The 18,336-nt window shown below is 47.8% G+C and carries 13 protein-coding genes; 5 read left to right on the top strand and 8 right to left on the bottom strand.

Going from position 1 to position 18,336, the window contains the following annotated elements:
- The first annotated feature begins 90 nt into the window (after positions 1-90).
- Both rdgC and M988_RS05825 read left to right on the top strand, forming a co-directional pair.
- Complete coding sequence (gene rdgC, locus M988_RS05830; RefSeq protein ID WP_008814177.1) at positions 91-1,002, top strand: recombination-associated protein RdgC; 912 nt, start codon at positions 91-93, stop codon at positions 1,000-1,002.
- A gap of 188 nt (positions 1,003-1,190) precedes the next feature.
- A complete protein-coding gene (locus M988_RS05825) occupies positions 1,191-1,802 on the top strand; it encodes a GntR family transcriptional regulator (RefSeq protein ID WP_039188125.1) in 612 nt (203 codons plus the stop codon).
- Between the two features lie 84 nt (positions 1,803-1,886).
- Here the strand turns inward: M988_RS05825 and fucO are convergent, their stop codons facing one another.
- From fucO to M988_RS05785, 8 genes are all read right to left on the bottom strand, one after another.
- The gene (gene fucO / locus M988_RS05820) at positions 1,887-3,038 is read right to left on the bottom strand and encodes a lactaldehyde reductase (protein ID WP_039188123.1); all 1,152 of its coding nucleotides are present in this window, start codon (positions 3,036-3,038) and stop codon (positions 1,887-1,889) included.
- 18 nt (positions 3,039-3,056) lie between these two features.
- Positions 3,057-3,956 (bottom strand): dihydrodipicolinate synthase family protein, encoded by a 900-nt coding sequence (locus tag M988_RS05815; RefSeq protein ID WP_064573257.1) that lies wholly within the window; start codon positions 3,954-3,956, stop codon positions 3,057-3,059.
- A gap of 90 nt (positions 3,957-4,046) precedes the next feature.
- Positions 4,047-5,147, bottom strand: a complete 1,101-nt coding sequence (locus tag M988_RS05810; RefSeq protein WP_064573253.1) for a mandelate racemase/muconate lactonizing enzyme family protein — start codon at positions 5,145-5,147, stop codon at positions 4,047-4,049.
- Between the two features lie 232 nt (positions 5,148-5,379).
- On the bottom strand, positions 5,380-6,375 hold the full coding sequence (locus tag M988_RS05805; RefSeq protein ID WP_064573249.1) for an aldo/keto reductase: 996 nt from the start codon (positions 6,373-6,375) through the stop codon (positions 5,380-5,382).
- Positions 6,376-6,502: 127 nt separating this feature from the next.
- The gene (locus M988_RS05800) at positions 6,503-7,858 is read right to left on the bottom strand and encodes a PTS transporter subunit IIC (RefSeq protein ID WP_064573248.1); all 1,356 of its coding nucleotides are present in this window, start codon (positions 7,856-7,858) and stop codon (positions 6,503-6,505) included.
- A gap of 11 nt (positions 7,859-7,869) precedes the next feature.
- Positions 7,870-8,724 carry an amidohydrolase family protein gene (locus M988_RS05795; RefSeq protein WP_048797503.1) on the bottom strand — a complete coding sequence of 285 codons (855 nt, stop codon included), beginning with the start codon at positions 8,722-8,724 and terminating at the stop codon, positions 7,870-7,872.
- Positions 8,725-8,961: 237 nt separating this feature from the next.
- Positions 8,962-9,249 carry a pyrimidine/purine nucleoside phosphorylase gene (ppnP, locus tag M988_RS05790; RefSeq protein WP_004091927.1) on the bottom strand — a complete coding sequence of 96 codons (288 nt, stop codon included), beginning with the start codon at positions 9,247-9,249 and terminating at the stop codon, positions 8,962-8,964.
- A gap of 127 nt (positions 9,250-9,376) precedes the next feature.
- The gene (locus M988_RS05785; RefSeq protein WP_008814178.1) at positions 9,377-10,330 is read right to left on the bottom strand and encodes an aldo/keto reductase; all 954 of its coding nucleotides are present in this window, start codon (positions 10,328-10,330) and stop codon (positions 9,377-9,379) included.
- 400 nt (positions 10,331-10,730) lie between these two features.
- On the opposite strand from M988_RS05785, the gene M988_RS05780 reads away from it, so the two are divergent.
- The 3 genes from M988_RS05780 to mdtC are packed head-to-tail and all read left to right on the top strand — an operon-like array spanning position 10,731 to position 18,264.
- Positions 10,731-12,020: an MdtA/MuxA family multidrug efflux RND transporter periplasmic adaptor subunit gene (locus tag M988_RS05780; RefSeq protein ID WP_008814179.1), complete on the top strand. Its 1,290-nt coding sequence runs from the start codon at positions 10,731-10,733 to the stop codon at positions 12,018-12,020.
- Positions 12,020-15,169, top strand: coding sequence for an MdtB/MuxB family multidrug efflux RND transporter permease subunit (locus M988_RS05775; RefSeq protein WP_064573247.1), 3,150 nt, complete (start codon positions 12,020-12,022; stop codon positions 15,167-15,169). The genes M988_RS05780 and M988_RS05775 overlap by 1 nt, the downstream gene beginning before the upstream one ends.
- A complete protein-coding gene (gene mdtC / locus M988_RS05770) occupies positions 15,166-18,264 on the top strand; it encodes a multidrug efflux RND transporter permease subunit MdtC (protein ID WP_039188109.1) in 3,099 nt (1,032 codons plus the stop codon). Before M988_RS05775 ends, mdtC begins: the two co-directional genes overlap by 4 nt.
- Positions 18,265-18,336 lie beyond the last annotated feature (72 nt).

Here is an 18,336-nt window from a genome sequence, read left to right as displayed (position 1 = left end):
GCTCCCCGCCCCGCAACGTGAAATATGACGGGCATAAGCTCACATTGCTAAAACATGGCGCGCGATGCGTCACGATCAGGGACAACGCTAATGCTATGGTTTAAGAATTTATTGGTTTACCGTCTGAGCCGCGACGTTCATCTGGTTCCAGATGAAGTGGAAAAACAGCTGGGCTCTATGGCTTTCACGCCCTGCGGTAGCCAAGATATGGCAAAAACGGGCTGGGTTTCACCGATGGGTTCTCACAGCGATGCTCTGACTCATTACGTCAACGATCAAATCCTGCTATGCGCCCGCAAAGAAGAAAAAATCCTACCGTCACCGGTATTAAAACAGGCGCTTCAAGCCAAAATTGAGAAGTTGGAAGGCGAACAGGGCCGTAAGCTAAAGAAAACGGAAAAAGACTCGCTGAAAGACGAAGTGCTGCATACCTTACTGCCGCGTGCGTTTAGCCGTTTCAGCCAAACGTGGCTGTGGATCGATATGGCTAACGGCCTGATTATGGTTGACGCCGCGAGTCCAAAGAAAGCGGAAGATACGCTGGCGCTGCTACGTAAAAGCTTGGGTTCATTGCCCGTGGTGCCATTAACCATGGAAAGCCCAATTGAGCTCACCATGACCGAATGGGTACGCTCAGGTGAAGTTCCCGCAGGCTTTACGCTGCAAGATGAAGCCGAGTTGAAAGCCATTCTGGAAGAAGGCGGCGTCATCCGCTGTAAAAAACAGGATCTGGTATCCGACGAAATTGCGGTACACATTGAGGCTGGCAAACTCGTCACCAAGCTGGCGTTAGACTGGCAGGAGCGTATTCAACTGGTGCTGTCGGATGACGGCTCGCTGAAGCGTTTGAAATTCTCTGAGACAATTCGCGACCAAAACGAAGATATCGATCGCGATGATTATGCTCAGCGTTTTGATGCCGACTTTATTCTGATGACCAGCGAACTGGCTGCATTGATCAAAAACTTGGTCGAAGCGCTAGGCGGTGAGTCAGAGAAGTAAAGACGGTACCTAACATCATTCGAGTTGCAGGAAGTGTCAGTAAACCTGCAACTTGCATGATGACGGATATATAAAATTGCGCCAACACGGACATTTTCAGGTAATCTGCCGTCTATATTGATGTCACCACGCTGAACGGATAGTCCGCTTGGCTTTATCCACGATTTTTGCGATAACTCAACGAATCTATGAACATCAGTGAAAAAACCTATCATCAACTCAAAACTAAAATTATTGCCAATGAGTTGGTTGGGGCTGTATCTGAAAATGAACTTTGTCAGGAACTGAATGTTAGCCGCACCCCCCTACGAGAGGCCATATTTCGTTTGATGACCGAGGGGTGGATTGAGCCATCAAAAAATAAAACTAAAACCATCAAGCCAATCACATTCAGTGAAATAAAAGATATCTTCCAAATAAGAAAGGATATCGAAATCATGGTGCTCAATTTATCTTGGGATAACCAGAATGTAGCGCTGTACACCGCCATTAGAGACAAAATCCAGCTTGGCTTTAAAACTGAGAATCAGGATTTACTTCTTGAGGCAGACAACGAACTACATGAGCAAATGCTCACTGATTGTCATAATGAAATTGTCACTAAAATGCTGTCATTTATCTACGACCGCTTACGGATGCTGCGTTCGCAAAAAATGAAAAATGACTCAATATTAGAATCATCGGCAGAGCATTTGAAAATCTGTGATGGCATCATCAGTCGAGACATTGAGCAAACACGCCAAGCTATCGAACAGCATGTAAGTCATTCCTATGCCCGATTGTTTTCTAGTTTTAAATAAGATTTTATCTGGAATATGACATAGCCAGAAGGTCTGACTATGCCATGGATATACGATGACTATGCTTTTGCCCTGTCTGTGCTATCAGTAGATACTGCGATACAGCTGCTTAATGTCATCTAAATGTGCTTCACGTGGATTCCCACCGGTGCAAATATCAGCTAATGCTGCCTCTGCCAATGCGTCAATATCGGCCTCTAACATTCCCACTTCACGCAGAGATGCAGGGATGCCTACATCGCTATTGAGCTGGAAAACCGCATCAATGGCTGCTTTGCGCGCCATAGAAATCGGTACATCGTTCATATTACTCACGCCTAACGCCGCCGCAATATGGCGATACTTTTCACCCGTATATTCTGCGTTGTAAGCCATGATATGAGGTAACAAAACCGCATTCGCGACACCGTGCGCAGTGCCATAAAACGCACCGAGCGGATGAGCCATTCCGTGCACCAAGCCTAATCCAACATTAGAAAACCCCATACCTGCAATATATTGTCCCAATGCCATGTCATCCATCCCCGCCTGTACACCTTTAACTGACAGACGTAACGCACGACCAATAATTTCAATGGCCTTGAGATGCAGCATATCGGATAGCTCCCACGCACCTTTAGTGATGTAACCTTCTATCGCATGAGTCAGTGCATCAACGCCCGTAGCGGCCTTCAGGCTAGCAGGCATGCTGGACATCATGTCTGAGTCAATAATCGCGACGATAGGTATATCATGCGGATCGTAGCAAACAAATTTACGCTTTTTCTCGATGTCAGTGATGACGTAATTTATCGTCACTTCAGCAGCTGTGCCTGCTGTGGTAGGAATAGCGATCATCGGTACAGATTTATTTTTCGTTTCTGCGCCACCTTCTAAACTACGCACATCGGCAAACTCAGGGTTATTAATAATAATACCGATCGCTTTACTCGTATCCTGCGGCGATCCGCCGCCTACCGCGATCAGATAATCGGCATCGGCCTGTTTGAAAGCGGCAACACCCTGCTGTACCACTTCAATGGTAGGGTTAGGAATCACTTTATCGTATATGCTATAGGCCAAATCTGCCTGCTGCAAAATATCAGTTATCTTCGCAACCACATTATATTTAATGAGATCAGCATCGGTGACAATGAGCGCCTTGCGAAATCCGCGTTTCTTTATCTCATCTACCAACGAATTAATTGACCCCGCACCAAAATAAGAGGTCTCATTTAAAATCATTCTATAAGTCATCGTTTATCCTTTACTTTTTTATGAAGGGTTAATATCAAAAATAATATCGATAGCCTGACATTCTTCCGCCGAAAGCTCCCCACCGAAATTACGTGATAACGGACGCGTAGAATGAAACTTACGTGATAAGACCGTTTTTATCGTGGTGACAAAATCATTGCCAATGGTATATATCGAAGAAAGCTTGCTGATTTCACGCTGAATAGAGCTAAGCTGATGAAGATCGCCCTTTTCCCATGCTCCCCACGCCTGAACAAAAAGCTCTGGGACAATGTTATTCAGCCCTGAAATAACACCGGAGCCACCCGCCAATAAATTTGGAACAAAATATTCGTCATAACCCGAGAGCACGACGAAATCAGTACGGACGTCGGCCATCGTCTGAATCATCAAACGGTTGTGCGATAGGCAATCAACGGTATCTTTAATGCCCACAAAGTTTGGAAATTCAGTCGCCAGTTGAGCAACTAAGCCAGCATCTAAATCGCACCCGGTACGCGCAGGGAAATTATAAGCAAACCATTTACCCCTCAGCCGTTTTCCTACTTCACGGTAATAGCACAGCAGCTGGTGCGACGTTTGATAAAAATAGTAATGCGGCAGCACCATGACCGCATCATAGCCGCAGGCATAAGCTTCTTCGGCTAACGCAAGCATATCGGAAACACAGGTTGATGAAATATTCGCGACTATCGGCAGAGGCGACATACCGCGTGCTTCACGCAGCAACATTAAGCGCTCTTCCTGACTTAATGACGTAAATTCACCAATGCTTCCCATCAGCAGAATAACGTTGATCTCTGCCGTCGTCAGACGCTGCATATGCTCAGCAAGTCCCGATAGATCAATCTCACCTTGTGGGCTAAACGGGGTTATTGAAGGACACCAAACGCCTGAAAAATTGACTGTTTTAACCATGGTACTGTCCTTTTTGCAAATCATAAAAATGAAAGACTGCTTTATCTAAAATAGAGTCTGTTTTTCATAACAAGGTTTTTCATAACAAGGTCATTCGATAACAATATGCACCAATGTCTCATTCTGAATTTTTTCCCAATCCCAATGAATACCTAAGCCAGCCTCTTCGGGTGGAAAAGCAAAACCGTTTTCGATGGTCACAGGCGCAAGAGTCACACTGTCAAGCTGAGGAATATATTCCAACCAGCGACTGTTGGTAATCGCACAGCATAGGGAGACATGAAGCTCCATTAAGAAGTGAGGGCAAACGATTTTATTAAAACATTCAGCCATATGAGCGACTTTCAACCACGGGGTAATACCACCGATACGCGCCACATCGACCTGAATAATATCGGCCGCATTATTTTGCAAATATTCTTTAAAATGCTGAATTGAATAAATTGATTCCCCTACTGCCACAGGAATAACCGTGGATTCGCACAGTTTTTTATGTGAATCCACATCATGTGCTAAAAAGGGTTCTTCAATCCATGACAAGTTGATGTGTTCAAGTAAGGCCGCGCGCTGTTTACCCTCTGAATATTTAAATGCCTGATTGCAGTCGGTCATAATCACATAATCATCCCCTACCGCTTTGCGCACAGCGTCTAAGCGTGCAATATCGCGAACTGGGTTCTCCGAGCCAATTTTAATCTTCGAACCACAAAACCCTTTTGCTTTAACGGCTAAAGCATCATCCACTAATTCTTGCGTACTTAAATGTAACCAACCGCCCTCGGTGGTATATAGCCGCATTCTTGATTTTGCCCCTCCGGCGACTTTATACAACGGGAGTTGCATTCGCTTGCATTTTAGATCCCATAGCGCCGTGTCGATGGCGGCAAGAGACAGTGACGTAATAGCTCCTACCGACGTCGAATGGGTAGAAAACAACAATGACTCCCATATTTCCTCAATCATGGAAGCATCCCACCCAATCAACTTGGGTAAGAGATGATCTTTAAGCAAGGCAATTACGGAAGAGCCGCCCGTGCCGATGGTGTAGGTATATCCCTCCCCAACCAGACCACTTTGAGTGGTCAGTCGAACAATCGGTGTTTCCTGCGAAATAAAAGACTGTATCGCATCGACACGTTTAACTTTCGGTTCTAAATTCACCATAAATATTTCGGCTTTGATAATTTTCATTGCTATTTCCCTTACTTCCTTGCTTGATGTCATTAACCAATACCCTCCATGCTTGAAGTTGCTTCTACGTTGGCTATGTTCGCTCGTCCAAATCACTTCACCTTCGTAAGCTCATCAGAATTTACTCACCTGCCACGTAATTCAGCCAAGCATCCCCTGAAGGTGCCAGCCTTTTGTGATGCGATTTCAATTATTTTGGGTATAGATTTTTTATTTTCTAAACAGTTTAACGTTATTGAATACCAATATTGGCGAGTGCATCCCACAATGATTGAGGAATATTCATATTGGCCCACTGATAATTTGTTTCGGCCTGTTCTATCGACTGTACGCCACAGGTCACCGTCACCACATTTTTATTTCTAAGCGGAAACTGCAAAGCCGCAGCACCAATAGGAACATCATGTTGCTGACAAATAGTTTCAATTTCATTAACTCGTAATAGCGTAGCGTCAGGAACCTTGCCATATTCATATATGGATGATTTTTTATCCTTAGCCACCAACACACCGGTCGCAAATGGTGCAGCAACAGCGACCGATACACCATTTTTCTCACACTTTGCAAAAAAACTCTGATGATCGGTTTCTAGTAAATTATAACGATTAGCCAGCATAAAGATGTCTGGTGAGGCATAACCCATCACCTCCATTAAAATATCCTCTTCGTTGGCTCCTACACCCCAAGCTTTTATATCGCCATTACGTTTAAGTTCATCCAGCGCCTTTTGACCCGATTCGCAAAAGTTTTTGAAATGATAACGCTCTTGTTCCGTTTTTCCGTAGGTATAAGTCCCCAGATCATGAACATAGAGAATATCGATATACCGCACCCCTAATCGCTGTATTGAATCCTCATAAGAACGCATAATACCCTGATAAGAATAATCAGCGACACGATCAAACGGGTTTTCATTAAAGAAGAAATCGCCTGCTTCGAGACCGCTTTGATGCTTTCTCGATTGCAACAGGCGCCCTACTTTTGTAGACAATATATAGTCGTTCCGTTCAATTCCCCTCAACCCTAATCCCAAACGCAGTTCAGATAGCCCACTGCCATAATGTGGTGCGCAATCAAAATAACGCCATCCCACCTGAATAGCTTTATCTACAATAGCAATTGCTTCAGCATTGGTTAGCTCTTTAAACAGATTAGCTAGGCTTGCTGCACCAAATGTTAGGCTTGGCACAGATAAGCCGACACTCTTAATTTCATTCATGGTAATCATGATAATCTCCACAATTCAATGAGGAACAGAATTTACTGACTGATTTTTTAGTCGTTATGTTATTAGCTATACTTTAGCAATCTTGTTTAATAAATTAATAAGTGATATTTTTTTAAATAACTACGGTCTAGACTGTTTTAATGGTTTTTTCTTTAATATTAAAAATCAATTTTAAAACAATGATAATCACCGCTGTAGCAGCCAGCGTTAGAACACCAGAGAAAATAGGATTCATATCTTTTAACAGTTCGAACATTTTATAAAACAGATATGAGAATGCATGCGAACCACCGTCAATCGATGAAGAAAGCATTTCTTTCGGCACGTTTAGATGGGCTTTCTCTGCCAAAGCCTGAGACACAACGGCAAGGTCAGAACCAAACCATAAAATACCACACACAATCACAATGCCATTGATTAAGCCACGGAACATATTCCCATTACATGCCACGGTGCCAAATACCACAAACATGGGTAGATAGGGAATATCAGCAAAAGGCATCATAGTATTAAAGGGTAAAACAGTGCTAATCAGTATTGTTATCGGCACCATCAATATACCAACGGATAATACTGCGGGATTTTTAAAGGTGATTTCACCGCTAATACCAAAATAAAGTGCTTTAGTCGGGAAGCGTTTTTTTACCCATTCTGAAGCAATTTCAGTAATAGGGACTAAACCACTCACCAATACACCCGCCATCGTAGGTAACAAGACCATCACGGCGGCAAAGTTCATTCCGCTTTTAACAATCTCACTAAAAGGTAATGCACCTAAACCCCCGATGATAACGCCAAGAATTGCCCCCATGGCTAAGGGACTACCAAAAAACCCGAGCTTAGCTTCAATTTTATTAAGATTAAGATCGATTTTATTAATCACGGGGATACGGTCAATAATGCGATCCATCAAGAACGCCAGCGGTGCCCACGCCACGATTTCCGCCTGCGTTATCGTGACATTAGGCGTATCGCAGAACGTCTGAATATGCGGTGCAATGTAGTCGGCGATCTTGAGCGTGACAATAAATGTTAGCAGACTTGCAAAAACCCCAATCCAGAAAGAGCCCGTAACCTGTTCAACAATGACGCCTGCAAATACAAAGTGCCAATAGTTCCAGAAATCCACATTCAGCGTTTTGGTCGTATTGGTAGAGATCATTATTAAGTTAGTGATAAAGCACAACGCGTAGACGACAGGCAGAGACAGCGCAGCTAGACTAAATGCGCTAATGAGCGGCCAGCCTAAATCTAATACCTCATAATGCAGATTGAGGTTTTTGACCATGGCTTCCGTTGAACCGCTTAAAGAACTCACCATAAAACTAATAAGCAATGATAAACCTAGAAAACCAATACCCACCGTCATCGCATTTTTTGCCGCAATACCCAGCTTAGCGCCGAAGATCAGGGCGAAAATAAACATAATGATGGGAATAACCACAGCGGGGCCAAAGCCCAATATATATTGAACGACTTCCATGATGCCTCCTGTTATTTCAGTGAATAAACGTGTTCGGCAACTGCGTGATAGAACTGCTCCATAGAGTAATGAGGATGTGATTTAAGATAGCGTTGACACAGCGAAACGATGTCAGCGTAATGAAGCGCCAATAATGACACCGGCCAATCAGAGCCAAACATCACGCGCCGATCGCCAAATGCGTTAAATACGGCATCGATATAAGGTTCTAAGTCTTTATAAGCTTGGTCTTGATCTTTCCAACACCCGTAATTTGCTTCAGTCGCGATCCCAGATAATTTGCAATAAACGTTTGAATAACGTTGTCCAATAAAACGTATTCCTTCTTGCCATTCTTCAATCAGGCACTCGCGAATAATAGGTTTGGCGCAATGTTCAATGACAAACGTTGTATCTGGGCACTGTGATATTAGCTGAGCGACGCATGCCAACTGCGATGGCGTAATCAGAAGTTCATAAACCAACCCCCTTTCTCCCACGCACCGCACACCATCGATAAAATCAGGATCAATCAAATGTTCAGCAGGTAATCCTTGCGACATATAGCGAATGCCTTTCAGCTTGTTCGACTGGCTGATTAACCTGTCGAGATCGCTGCCCACGCGTTGTCCTTTGGTCATATCTGCCCAGCCAACCACGCCTTTAATTTGTGGCGTATCGGCAGCAATCCTCAAAAGCCATTCGCTTTCTTCTAACTGTGGGACGGCCTGTACAAGGATCGCACCTTCAACTTGGTGACCCTCTAAGACGTCGAGAAGATCTTCGATGGTGAAATCTCGGCGAATAGCCTCCAGATCGGCAGTAATCCATTCAAAGTGCTCGCCTTCGCACACCCAAAGATGGTTATGAGTATCAATAATTTTCATTCTATTTTCCTTGTATTCATATTGTATACAATGTGAATACAATAATCTTAACTGATTAAAGTACAACCCGCTAAGTGCAATAATGCCTAAGCAGTCACAAATTTTAATCTTGGGAATTCGTCAGAAAATTAGATAACTCGCGGAAAATATTGATAAATTAAGAAGAATGAACAGCAAAAGAAGAAAAAAGAAAGGGCTAGGTTAAACACCTAGCCCTAATAACGATCGTTCGCGATATTAGCTCAAATACTTACACAGATACGACGTTGGCTCTGCCACCTGCAAGTTAAACTCACTATGACCCGGCACAAAGAAGGTTTCTCCTGATGAGAACACCTGCCAATCAGGCGCACCCGGAATCAACACACGCAGAGCACCTGTAATGACCGTCATCTCTTCCGGTTTATCGGTTGAGAAGGTGTATTCCCCTGCGTCCATTACGCCAATGCTTTGACGCCCAATGCTGCCACTGTCAAAACCAATCGACTTTACTTTACCAGCAAAATACTCATTTACATTCAACATACTATGGCACCTGTATTGAGAAGGGGTTACTGCATATTGGATGAAAAAACCGGTGCTGTCACTGACTTAGTTCACACTGTGAGAGGCCAGCGAAAGTTATCGCCTCAAGCGCTCACTTACTGAACGTTTAGTAGGCGCTAGCGTCGGTAATTAGTGCAATTTGCGACTGGCTCAGCGTTAAACGCGCCGCCAACGCTAATTCCTCTAGCTGCTGTAATGACGTCGCGCTTGCAATCGGCGCCGTGATCCCCGGCTGAGCAATCTGCCATGCCAGCGCCACAGCCACCGGAGAAGCATCAACCTCATGAGCGACTTGCTCTAACGCATCGAGAATACCTAATCCCCGATGATTGAGATATTTCGCCACAATGCCATCGCCACGCGCACTCTTATGCGCATCCTCGGCGCTGCGGTATTTACCCGATAGGAAGCCGCTCGCCAGTGCATAATAGTTAATGACGCCCAAATGCTCTTTTTGCACGAGAGGAGCCAGTTCGAGCTCAAAGTTCTGGCGGTCATACAGATTATATTCCGGCTGAATTGTCTCATAGCGGGCTAATCCCAGCTCAGCGCTCACCTCCAACGCTTTCGCCAAGCGCTCAGCACTGTAGTTGGAGGCACCAATGGCACGTACCTTGCCCTCTTTGATTAACGCATCGAAAGCATTCATGGTTTCCGCCAACGGCGTATCGCGATCGTCATCATGAGACTGATAGAGGTCGATATAATCCGTTTTCAGACGGCGTAAAGAAGCTTCTACGGCTTCGCGAATATAACGCGCCGATAGCCCTTTGCGATGTTCCCCCATCGGTTTGCCTACTTTCGTAGCAAGAATAATGTGATCGCGTTTGCCACTTTTTTGTAGCCAGTTGCCAATAATCGTTTCAGATTCGCCGCCCCTATTTCCCGGCACCCAGGATGAGTAAACATCAGCGGTATCAATGAAGTTCAACTGATGCTCCAACAAAGCATCGAGCAGGCTAAAGGACGTGGCCTGATCGACCGTCCAACCAAACACGTTGCCACCAAATGTCAGGGTAGGTACTCGAATGCCAGAGCGGCCCAGTTCGCGTAGTTTCATTGCAGTCTCCTGTCTTAAGGTTTGTGAAAACGACGTTGATAACGAATACTAATAACACTAATTATTCACTGTGACGAAATACCCTAAATAATTCGAATGGTATGGGCGGCAAGTGAGCTCCTCTCGATGAGCTTACTCTCGTCAGTGATTCGAGTAAGTAAACGTGGCCAACAAAAAGACAACTTGAAGTATGACAGGGTATAGACAAATCAGTCTAAATACAGAAAGGTCTTACGCTCGCTGACCTATCTTCCACATTTCCTTCATTTTTAGATCGAGCCTAAGGCCTAGAATAGTAAACTGTGATGAGTAACTAATTTTTGTGGGTGATTGGGCCACTACGCCCAATATTTATATTTGCGCATAAGCGCGGATATTTCTCTGGAGAATTCTGTCTGCAATGAGTGCTTTCAATAAACCGACCTCCCGTAAACGCCTTTGGTGGGCGATAGCCATTATCGTTGTGGCTGGTGTGATTGTTTGGCGTTACACCAGCAGCGGCAACGCTGACAAACCTGTCGCGGGCGCAGAACAGGCACAGAAAGGCAAAACGGGGGGGAAAGCCGGTGGACGCCGTGGCGGCAGTGGAATGCTCGCACCGGTGCAAGCCTCGGAAACGCGCACGTCCAATGTGCCTAACTACTTAACAGGTTTAGGTACGGTAACCGCTGCAAATACCGTCACCGTCCGTAGTCGCGTTGATGGGCAACTGATGAAAATCCACTTCACCGAAGGCCAGCAGGTGAAAGCGGGAGATTTATTGGCAGAAATCGATCCGCGCCCGTTTCAGGTGCAGTTAGCTCAAGCTCAGGGTCAGCTTGCCAAAGACCAAGCCATTTTAGCTAATGCTCGACGCGATCTAGCGCGTTATCAAAAGTTGAGCAAGACCAATATGGTTTCTCAGCAAGAGTTGGATACTCAGGCATCGTTAGTGACTCAGACTCAGGGCAGCATTGTGGCCGATCAGGGCGCCGTTGACAGCGCCAAACTACAGCTGACCTACAGCCGCATCACCGCACCGATTGATGGACGTGTCGGCTTGAAGCTGGTCGATGAAGGTAACTATATCACCAGCGGTGATACCACCGGCTTAGTGGTGCTTACCCAGACACATCCTATTGATGTGGTTTTCACTCTGCCTGAAAACAATATCGCCAGCATTCAGCAGGCACAAAAAGAAAACGGTAAGTTAGAAGTAGAAGCATGGGACCGCACTAATCAGCACTTACTCACTACCGGAACCTTGCTGAGTATGGATAACCAGATCGACACCAGCACCGGCACCATCAAAATTAAAGCCCGTTTTGATAACCAAGACGACACGTTATTCCCTAATCAGTTTGTTAACGTTCGTTTGAAAGTATCGACTCAAAGCGACGCTGTAGTGGCTCCTGCCGCTGCGGTACAGATGGGAAATGAAGGCAGCTTTGTGTGGGTGCTAAACGATAAAAATCAGGTCAGCAAACACGCCGTGTCCGTAGGCACCCGTGACGCATCAGAAGTGGTGATTACCGGTGGACTTTCTGCCGGTGAGCGAGTGGTTACTGACGGTATCGATCAGCTTACGGAAGGTGCAACCGTTGAGGTCATTGCTCCGCACACAGAAAATGCGGCTCAGACTCAGGCCACTTCCGGTAAAGATAAAGATGTTTCAGCTAAGCAGACCACTGGTAAACAGGACAAGTCATAATGCAACATATGCCTGTCGGTTCTGAAGAGCCTAAAAACGAGATCCCCGCCACCGGCGGGCCTTCTCGCCTGTTTATTCTCCGCCCAGTTGCTACCACGCTGCTAATGGTGGCTATCCTGCTTGCCGGTATTGTGGGTTACCGCTCACTTTCGGTTTCTGCCTTGCCAGAAGTAGACTATCCGACCATTCAAGTTGTAACGCTCTATCCGGGTGCCAGCCCTGACGTAACCACGTCGGCCATTACCGCCCCCTTAGAGCGTCAGTTTGGGCAGATGTCGGGGTTGAAACAGATGGCCTCGCAAAGCTCAGGCGGCGCATCGGTTATCACCTTACAGTTCCAACTCAGCCTGTCACTTGATGTCGCTGAGCAGGAAGTTCAGGCGGCTATTAACGCGGCGACCAATCTTCTTCCTAACGATCTGCCCTATCCGCCGATTTACAGTAAGGTTAACCCTGCCGATCCACCGATCATGACTATCGCCGTCACCTCCGACGCCGTCGCCATGACGCAGGTGGAAGACATGGTGGAAACGCGCATTTCGCAGAAAATTTCGCAGGTCAGCGGCGTTGGCCTCGTCACCCTTTCCGGCGGGCAGCGCCCTGCCGTTCGAGTACGTTTAAATGCACCGGCGGTTGCGGCTTATGGTTTAGACAGTGAAACCATTCGTACTGCCATTGCTAACGCCAACGTTAACTCCGCCAAAGGGAGTTTCGACGGCCCGACGCGCTCGGTTACGCTATCCGCCAACGACCAAATGAAATCGGCGGAAGACTACCGCGATCTGATAGTGGCTTACTCCAACGGTGCGCCGGTGCGTTTAAGCGACGTGGCAACCATTGAGCAAGCGGCAGAAAATACCAAACTGGCAGCGTGGGCAGACAAAAAACCCGCCATTATTTTGAACGTTCAACGCCAGCCAGGCGCTAACGTCATCACCACCGCTGACAGCATTCAGGCGTTACTACCACAGCTGACGGAAAGTTTACCGAAATCAGTTAAACTCACGGTGTTAACCGATCGTACCGAAACCATTCGTGCCTCCGTTAGCGATGTGCAAACTGAGTTACTGCTCGCCATCGCACTGGTGGTTATGGTGATTTACCTGTTCCTACGCAACGTTCCGGCCACGATTATCCCCAGCGTCGCCGTGCCGCTATCGTTGGTGGGCACATTCGCTGTCATGTACTTTCTTAATTTTTCGATCAACAACCTCACGCTGATGGCGCTGACCATTGCCACCGGATTCGTGGTGGATGATGCGATTGTGGTGATTGAAAACATCTCCCGCTATATCGAAAAAGGGGAAAAACCGCTCGATGCCGCATTGAAAGGCGCAGGGGAAATCGGTTTTACCATCATCTCGTTAACCTTCTCACTGATCGCCGTACTCATCCCGCTGCTGTTTATGGGCGATATTATTGGCCGTCTATTCCGTGAGTTTGCGGTCACGCTAGCGGTGGCAATCCTCATTTCAGCGGTGGTTTCTCTGACGCTAACGCCAATGATGTGTGCCCGCATGCTCAGCCACGAATCGCTGCGTAAGCAGAACCGTTTCTCCCGCGCCAGCGAACGTTTCTTTGAGCGCGTGATTGCTAAATATGGCGAATGGCTAAAAGTCGTCTTGAATCATCCTATGCTGACGCTAGGCGTTGCGCTCAGCACGCTGGTGTTGACCGTTTTACTGTATATTTTTATCCCTAAAGGATTTTTCCCGATTCAGGATAACGGCCTGATTCAAGGGACTGTGCAGGCTCCACAGTCCGTTTCCTTTAGCGAAATGGCACAGCGCCAGCAAAAACTGGCGGCTGAGATTTTGAAAGATCCTGACGTTGCGAGCCTAAGCTCTTTTATCGGCGTGGATGGCACCAACGCAACGCTAAACAGCGGACGTTTGCAGATCAATCTCAAGCCGTTAGATGAACGCACAGATCGGGTACAGCAGATCATCCCGCGCCTACAAACTCTGGCCGACAAAATTCCCGGTATTAAGCTGTACCTCCAACCGGTGCAAGATCTCACTATCGATACACAGGTGAGCCGTACCCAATATCAATTCACGCTGCAGGCCATGTCGTTGGATCAGCTCAGTACATGGGTGCCAAAGCTGATCGGTGCACTGCAAGAATCCCCCATGCTCAAAGACGTAAGCAGTGACTGGCAAGATCAAGGTCTGGTCGCTTTTGTCAACGTCAATCGCGATACGGCAAGCCGCTTAGGCGTTACCATGGCTGACGTTGACAACGCGCTGTACAACGCTTTCGGTCAACGCCTGATTTCAACTATTTATACTCAGGCTAACCAATATCGCGTGGTTCTAGAACATAATCAGGATCATACCGACGGCTTAACCGCCTTCAACGATCTGTACTTGACCAGTTCAGACGGTAAAAACGTGCCGCTGAACACCATTGCGACCATTGAAGAGCGCTTCGGGCCGCTGTCGATTAACCATGTCGATCAGTTCCCATCAACGACGGTGTCATTTAACGTTGCCGATGGTTACTCGCTAGAGCAAGCGATGAAAACCATCACCAGCACTGAGCAACAGCTTAATATGCCGGTAGATATCACCACCCATTTCCAAGGTGCCACGCTGGCGTTTGAATCTGCCTTGGGTAACACGTTATGGCTGATTGTGGCGGCAATTGTGGCGATGTACATCGTTCTGGGTGTGCTGTATGAAAGCTTTATCCATCCTGTCACCATTCTCTCGACGCTGCCTACCGCCGGTGTGGGGGCGTTGCTGGCGCTGATTATGGCCGGCAGTGAGCTGGATGTGATTGCCATTATCGGCATCATTTTGCTGATTGGTATCGTGAAGAAAAATGCCATCATGATGATCGACTTCGCGCTTGCCGCCGAGCGTGAACAGGGGATGGCACCTTACGATGCAATTTATCAAGCCTGCCTACTGCGCTTCCGCCCTATTCTGATGACGACGCTCGCGGCCTTGCTCGGCGCATTACCGCTGATGCTAAGCACCGGCGTGGGGGCTGAACTGCGCCAACCGCTGGGGATTTGTATGGTCGGCGGCCTAGTGATGAGTCAGGTTCTAACACTGTTTACCACGCCAGTGATTTACCTGCTCTTTGATAAGGTTTCAAGAAACACGCATCCAGCGAAAGATCCACAGGAGAGCACCCAGTGAGATTCTCGCCGTCTAAAGGTTTCTTCGCTTTATTTATCAATCGGCCAGTCGCCACCACGCTGCTGACGCTGGCGATCACCCTGTGCGGGATTTTAGGTTTCAAGCTACTACCTATTGCTCCGCTACCGCAGGTAGATTATCCGGTCATCATGGTGAGCGCCTCTTTGCCGGGTGCATCGCCAGAAACCATGGCGTCGTCGGTGGCCACGCCGTTGGAACGCGCCCTTGGTCGTATTGCGGGTATCAGCGAGATGACGTCCTCCAGTTCGCTGGGGAGCACCCGCATCATTATCCAGTTTGATTTTAATCGCGATATCAACGGTGCCGCACGCGATGTACAGGCCGCCATTAACGCGGCGCAAAGCTTACTGCCATCGGGAATGCCAAGCCGCCCTAGCTATCGTAAGGCGAATCCGTCTGACGCGCCGATTATGATCATGACGCTCACGTCAGACACCTACGATCAGGCAAAGCTTTACGACATTGCCTCGACTCAGCTGGCGCAAAAAATCGCGCAGGTTGACGGCGTAGGCGACGTTTCCGTTGGGGGGAGTTCACTGCCTGCCGTACGCATCGAGCTCAATCCTGAAGCCCTATTTAATCAGGGTGTTTCGCTCGATAACGTACGAACGTCGATTGCCAACGCCAACGTTCGACGTCCACAGGGATCGATTGAAGCGAACGATAAACGTTGGCAGGTGCAAGCTAACGATGAAATTAAAACTGCGCAGGATTACCAGCCGTTAATTATTCATTACAACAACGGCTCGGCGGTACGTTTAAGCGACGTGGCGAACGTGAAGGATTCGGTCGAAAACGTGCGTAATGCCGGCATGACCAACGCCAAACCCGCCATTCTGATCATGATCCGCCGTAGCGCTGATGCCAACATTATTGAAACCGTCGATCGCATACGCGCACAGATCCCCGAGTTTCGTGCGCTGATCCCGGCGTCAATTGATCTGCAGGTGGCACAAGATCGTTCGCCTACGATCCGCGCCTCGCTTGACGAAGTAGAAAGTTCGCTGGCGATCGCCGTGGGATTGGTAATCATGGTGGTGTTCTTGTTCCTGCGTTCGGGCCGCGCCACGCTGATCCCTGCCGTTGCTGTACCGGTTTCATTGATCGGCACCTTTGCCGCTATGTATCTGTGCGATTTTAGCCTGAATAATCTGTCGCTAATGGCGCTCACCATTGCGACCGGTTTTGTCGTGGATGATGCCATCGTCGTGCTGGAAAACATTTCTCGCCACGTTGAGGCAGGAATGAAACCGAAAAAAGCTGCGCTCATCGGCGCACGAGAAGTGGGCTTCACTGTGCTATCGATGAGTCTGTCGTTGATCGCTGTCTTCATCCCATTACTATTGATGAGCGGGTTGCCGGGACGTCTATTTCGTGAGTTTTCGGTTACGCTCTCCGTGGCGATCGGCATTTCACTGGTGGTATCCCTGACATTAACCCCCATGATGTGTGCCTATCTGCTTAAGCAGCGCCCTTCACGCCATCAGGAACGTATTCGTGGCTTCGGCAAGCTGCTGCTGAAACTCCAACAAGGCTATGGCAAAAGTTTACGCTGGGTGCTGGATCACGCACGCTGGGTGCTACTGATCCTGATAGCGACGATTGGGTTAAACGTCTGGCTGTATATTTCCATCCCCAAAACGTTCTTCCCCGAACAGGACGTTGGTCGTTTGATGGGCTTTATTCAAGCTGACCAAAGCATTTCATTTCAGGCAATGCGCGGTAAGCTGCAAGACTTCATGAAAATCGTGCGTAACGATCCAGACGTGGATAACGTGACCGGCTTTACCGGTGGTTCTAGTACTAACAGCGGCATGATGTTTATCTCATTGAAACCATTGAGCGAACGTAAAGATAGCGCCCAACAGGTTATCGCTCGCCTACGTGGAAAACTGGCCAAAGAACCCGGCGCCAATCTGTTTTTAATGGCGGAGCAAGATATTCGCGTTGGTGGCCGTCAGGGAAATGCGAGCTATCAATACACACTGCTCTCCGACGATCTCAGCGAACTGCGCAAGTGGGAACCTAAGATCCGAGCCGCATTCGCCAAGCTGCCCGAACTCGCCGATGTCAGCTCTGACCAGCAGGACAAAGGCTCAGAACTGGCGTTGACCTACGATCGTGAGAGCATGGCGCGGCTGGGTATCAACGTTGCCGACGCTAACAGCTTGCTGAATAACGCCTTCGGCCAACGGCAGATTTCGACTATTTATCAACCACTCAACCAATATCACGTGGTGATGGAGGTCGCGCCGGAGTATACGCAGGATGAAAGTTCGCTAGACAAAATGTTTGTGATCAACAGCGATGGCAAGGCTATTCCACTATCCTATTTTGCTAAGTGGCAACCGGCTAATGCCCCACTGTCGGTTAACCATCAAGGCTTAACCGCGGCCTCAACCATCTCCTTCAACCTGCCAGAAGGCAAGGCGCTGTCAGATGCCTCAGCCGCCATCGAACGCACCATGACGGCATTAGGAGTGCCGAATACGGTACGCGGCACTTTCGCCGGTACTGCTCAGGTCTTTCAGGATACGCAAAATTCGCAGATCGTTTTGATTCTGGCCGCTATCGCAACGGTGTATATCGTGCTCGGCGTATTGTATGAAAGCTATGTGCACCCGCTGACCATTCTGTCGACGCTGCCTTCAGCGGGCGTCGGGGCACTATTAGCATTGGAAATGTTTGGCGCGCCCTTTAGCTTAATTGCCCTGATTGGCATTATGTTATTGATAGGCATAGTGAAAAAGAACGCTATCATGATGGTCGATTTTGCCCTTGATGCCGAACGCAACGGCGGTATGAGCGCACGTGACGCGATATTTCAAGCCAGCTTATTGCGCTTCCGACCAATAATGATGACCACATTGGCGGCGCTGTTTGGCGCTCTGCCGTTAGCATTTAGCAGCGGCGATGGCGCAGAACTGCGTCAGCCGCTGGGGATAACCATTGCGGGTGGTCTGATCATGAGCCAGCTATTAACGCTCTACACGACGCCGGTGGTCTATCTCTATTTTGACCGACTCCGCAGTCGTTTTAGCAAAGTAAAAACGCTGAAACCGCTGCCGAGATAGGCCTCATACAACGGCACATTACCGGACAATTGAGCGGAATACGGCGGGAGGCATGCCCCTTGCCTAAATTAT

The sequence above is a fragment of the Hafnia paralvei ATCC 29927 genome, assembly GCF_001655005.1.
In the GTDB taxonomy this organism is placed as follows: Bacteria; Pseudomonadota; Gammaproteobacteria; order Enterobacterales; family Enterobacteriaceae; genus Hafnia; species Hafnia paralvei.
The sequence above is the reverse complement of the archived record's forward strand: the minus strand, read 5'-3'. Positions and strand labels throughout refer to the sequence as shown.

Excerpts from the sequence above, each read along its gene's own strand:
- M988_RS05810 (WP_064573253.1), bottom strand. The coding sequence starts at position 5,147 with ATGAAAATTATCAAAGCCGAAATATTTATGGTGAATTTAGAACCGAAA.
- M988_RS05775 (WP_064573247.1), top strand. The coding sequence starts at position 12,020 with ATGCAACATATGCCTGTCGGTTCTGAAGAGCCTAAAAACGAGATCCCC.
- M988_RS05800 (WP_064573248.1), bottom strand. The coding sequence starts at position 7,858 with ATGGAAGTCGTTCAATATATATTGGGCTTTGGCCCCGCTGTGGTTATT.
- M988_RS05780 (WP_008814179.1), top strand. The coding sequence starts at position 10,731 with ATGAGTGCTTTCAATAAACCGACCTCCCGTAAACGCCTTTGGTGGGCG.
- M988_RS05825 (WP_039188125.1), top strand. The coding sequence starts at position 1,191 with ATGAACATCAGTGAAAAAACCTATCATCAACTCAAAACTAAAATTATT.
- rdgC (WP_008814177.1), top strand. The coding sequence starts at position 91 with ATGCTATGGTTTAAGAATTTATTGGTTTACCGTCTGAGCCGCGACGTT.
- fucO (WP_039188123.1), bottom strand. The coding sequence starts at position 3,038 with ATGACTTATAGAATGATTTTAAATGAGACCTCTTATTTTGGTGCGGGG.
- ppnP (WP_004091927.1), bottom strand. The coding sequence starts at position 9,249 with ATGTTGAATGTAAATGAGTATTTTGCTGGTAAAGTAAAGTCGATTGGT.
- M988_RS05785 (WP_008814178.1), bottom strand. The coding sequence starts at position 10,330 with ATGAAACTACGCGAACTGGGCCGCTCTGGCATTCGAGTACCTACCCTG.
- M988_RS05795 (WP_048797503.1), bottom strand. The coding sequence starts at position 8,724 with ATGAAAATTATTGATACTCATAACCATCTTTGGGTGTGCGAAGGCGAG.
- M988_RS05815 (WP_064573257.1), bottom strand. The coding sequence starts at position 3,956 with ATGGTTAAAACAGTCAATTTTTCAGGCGTTTGGTGTCCTTCAATAACC.
- M988_RS05805 (WP_064573249.1), bottom strand. The coding sequence starts at position 6,375 with ATGATTACCATGAATGAAATTAAGAGTGTCGGCTTATCTGTGCCAAGC.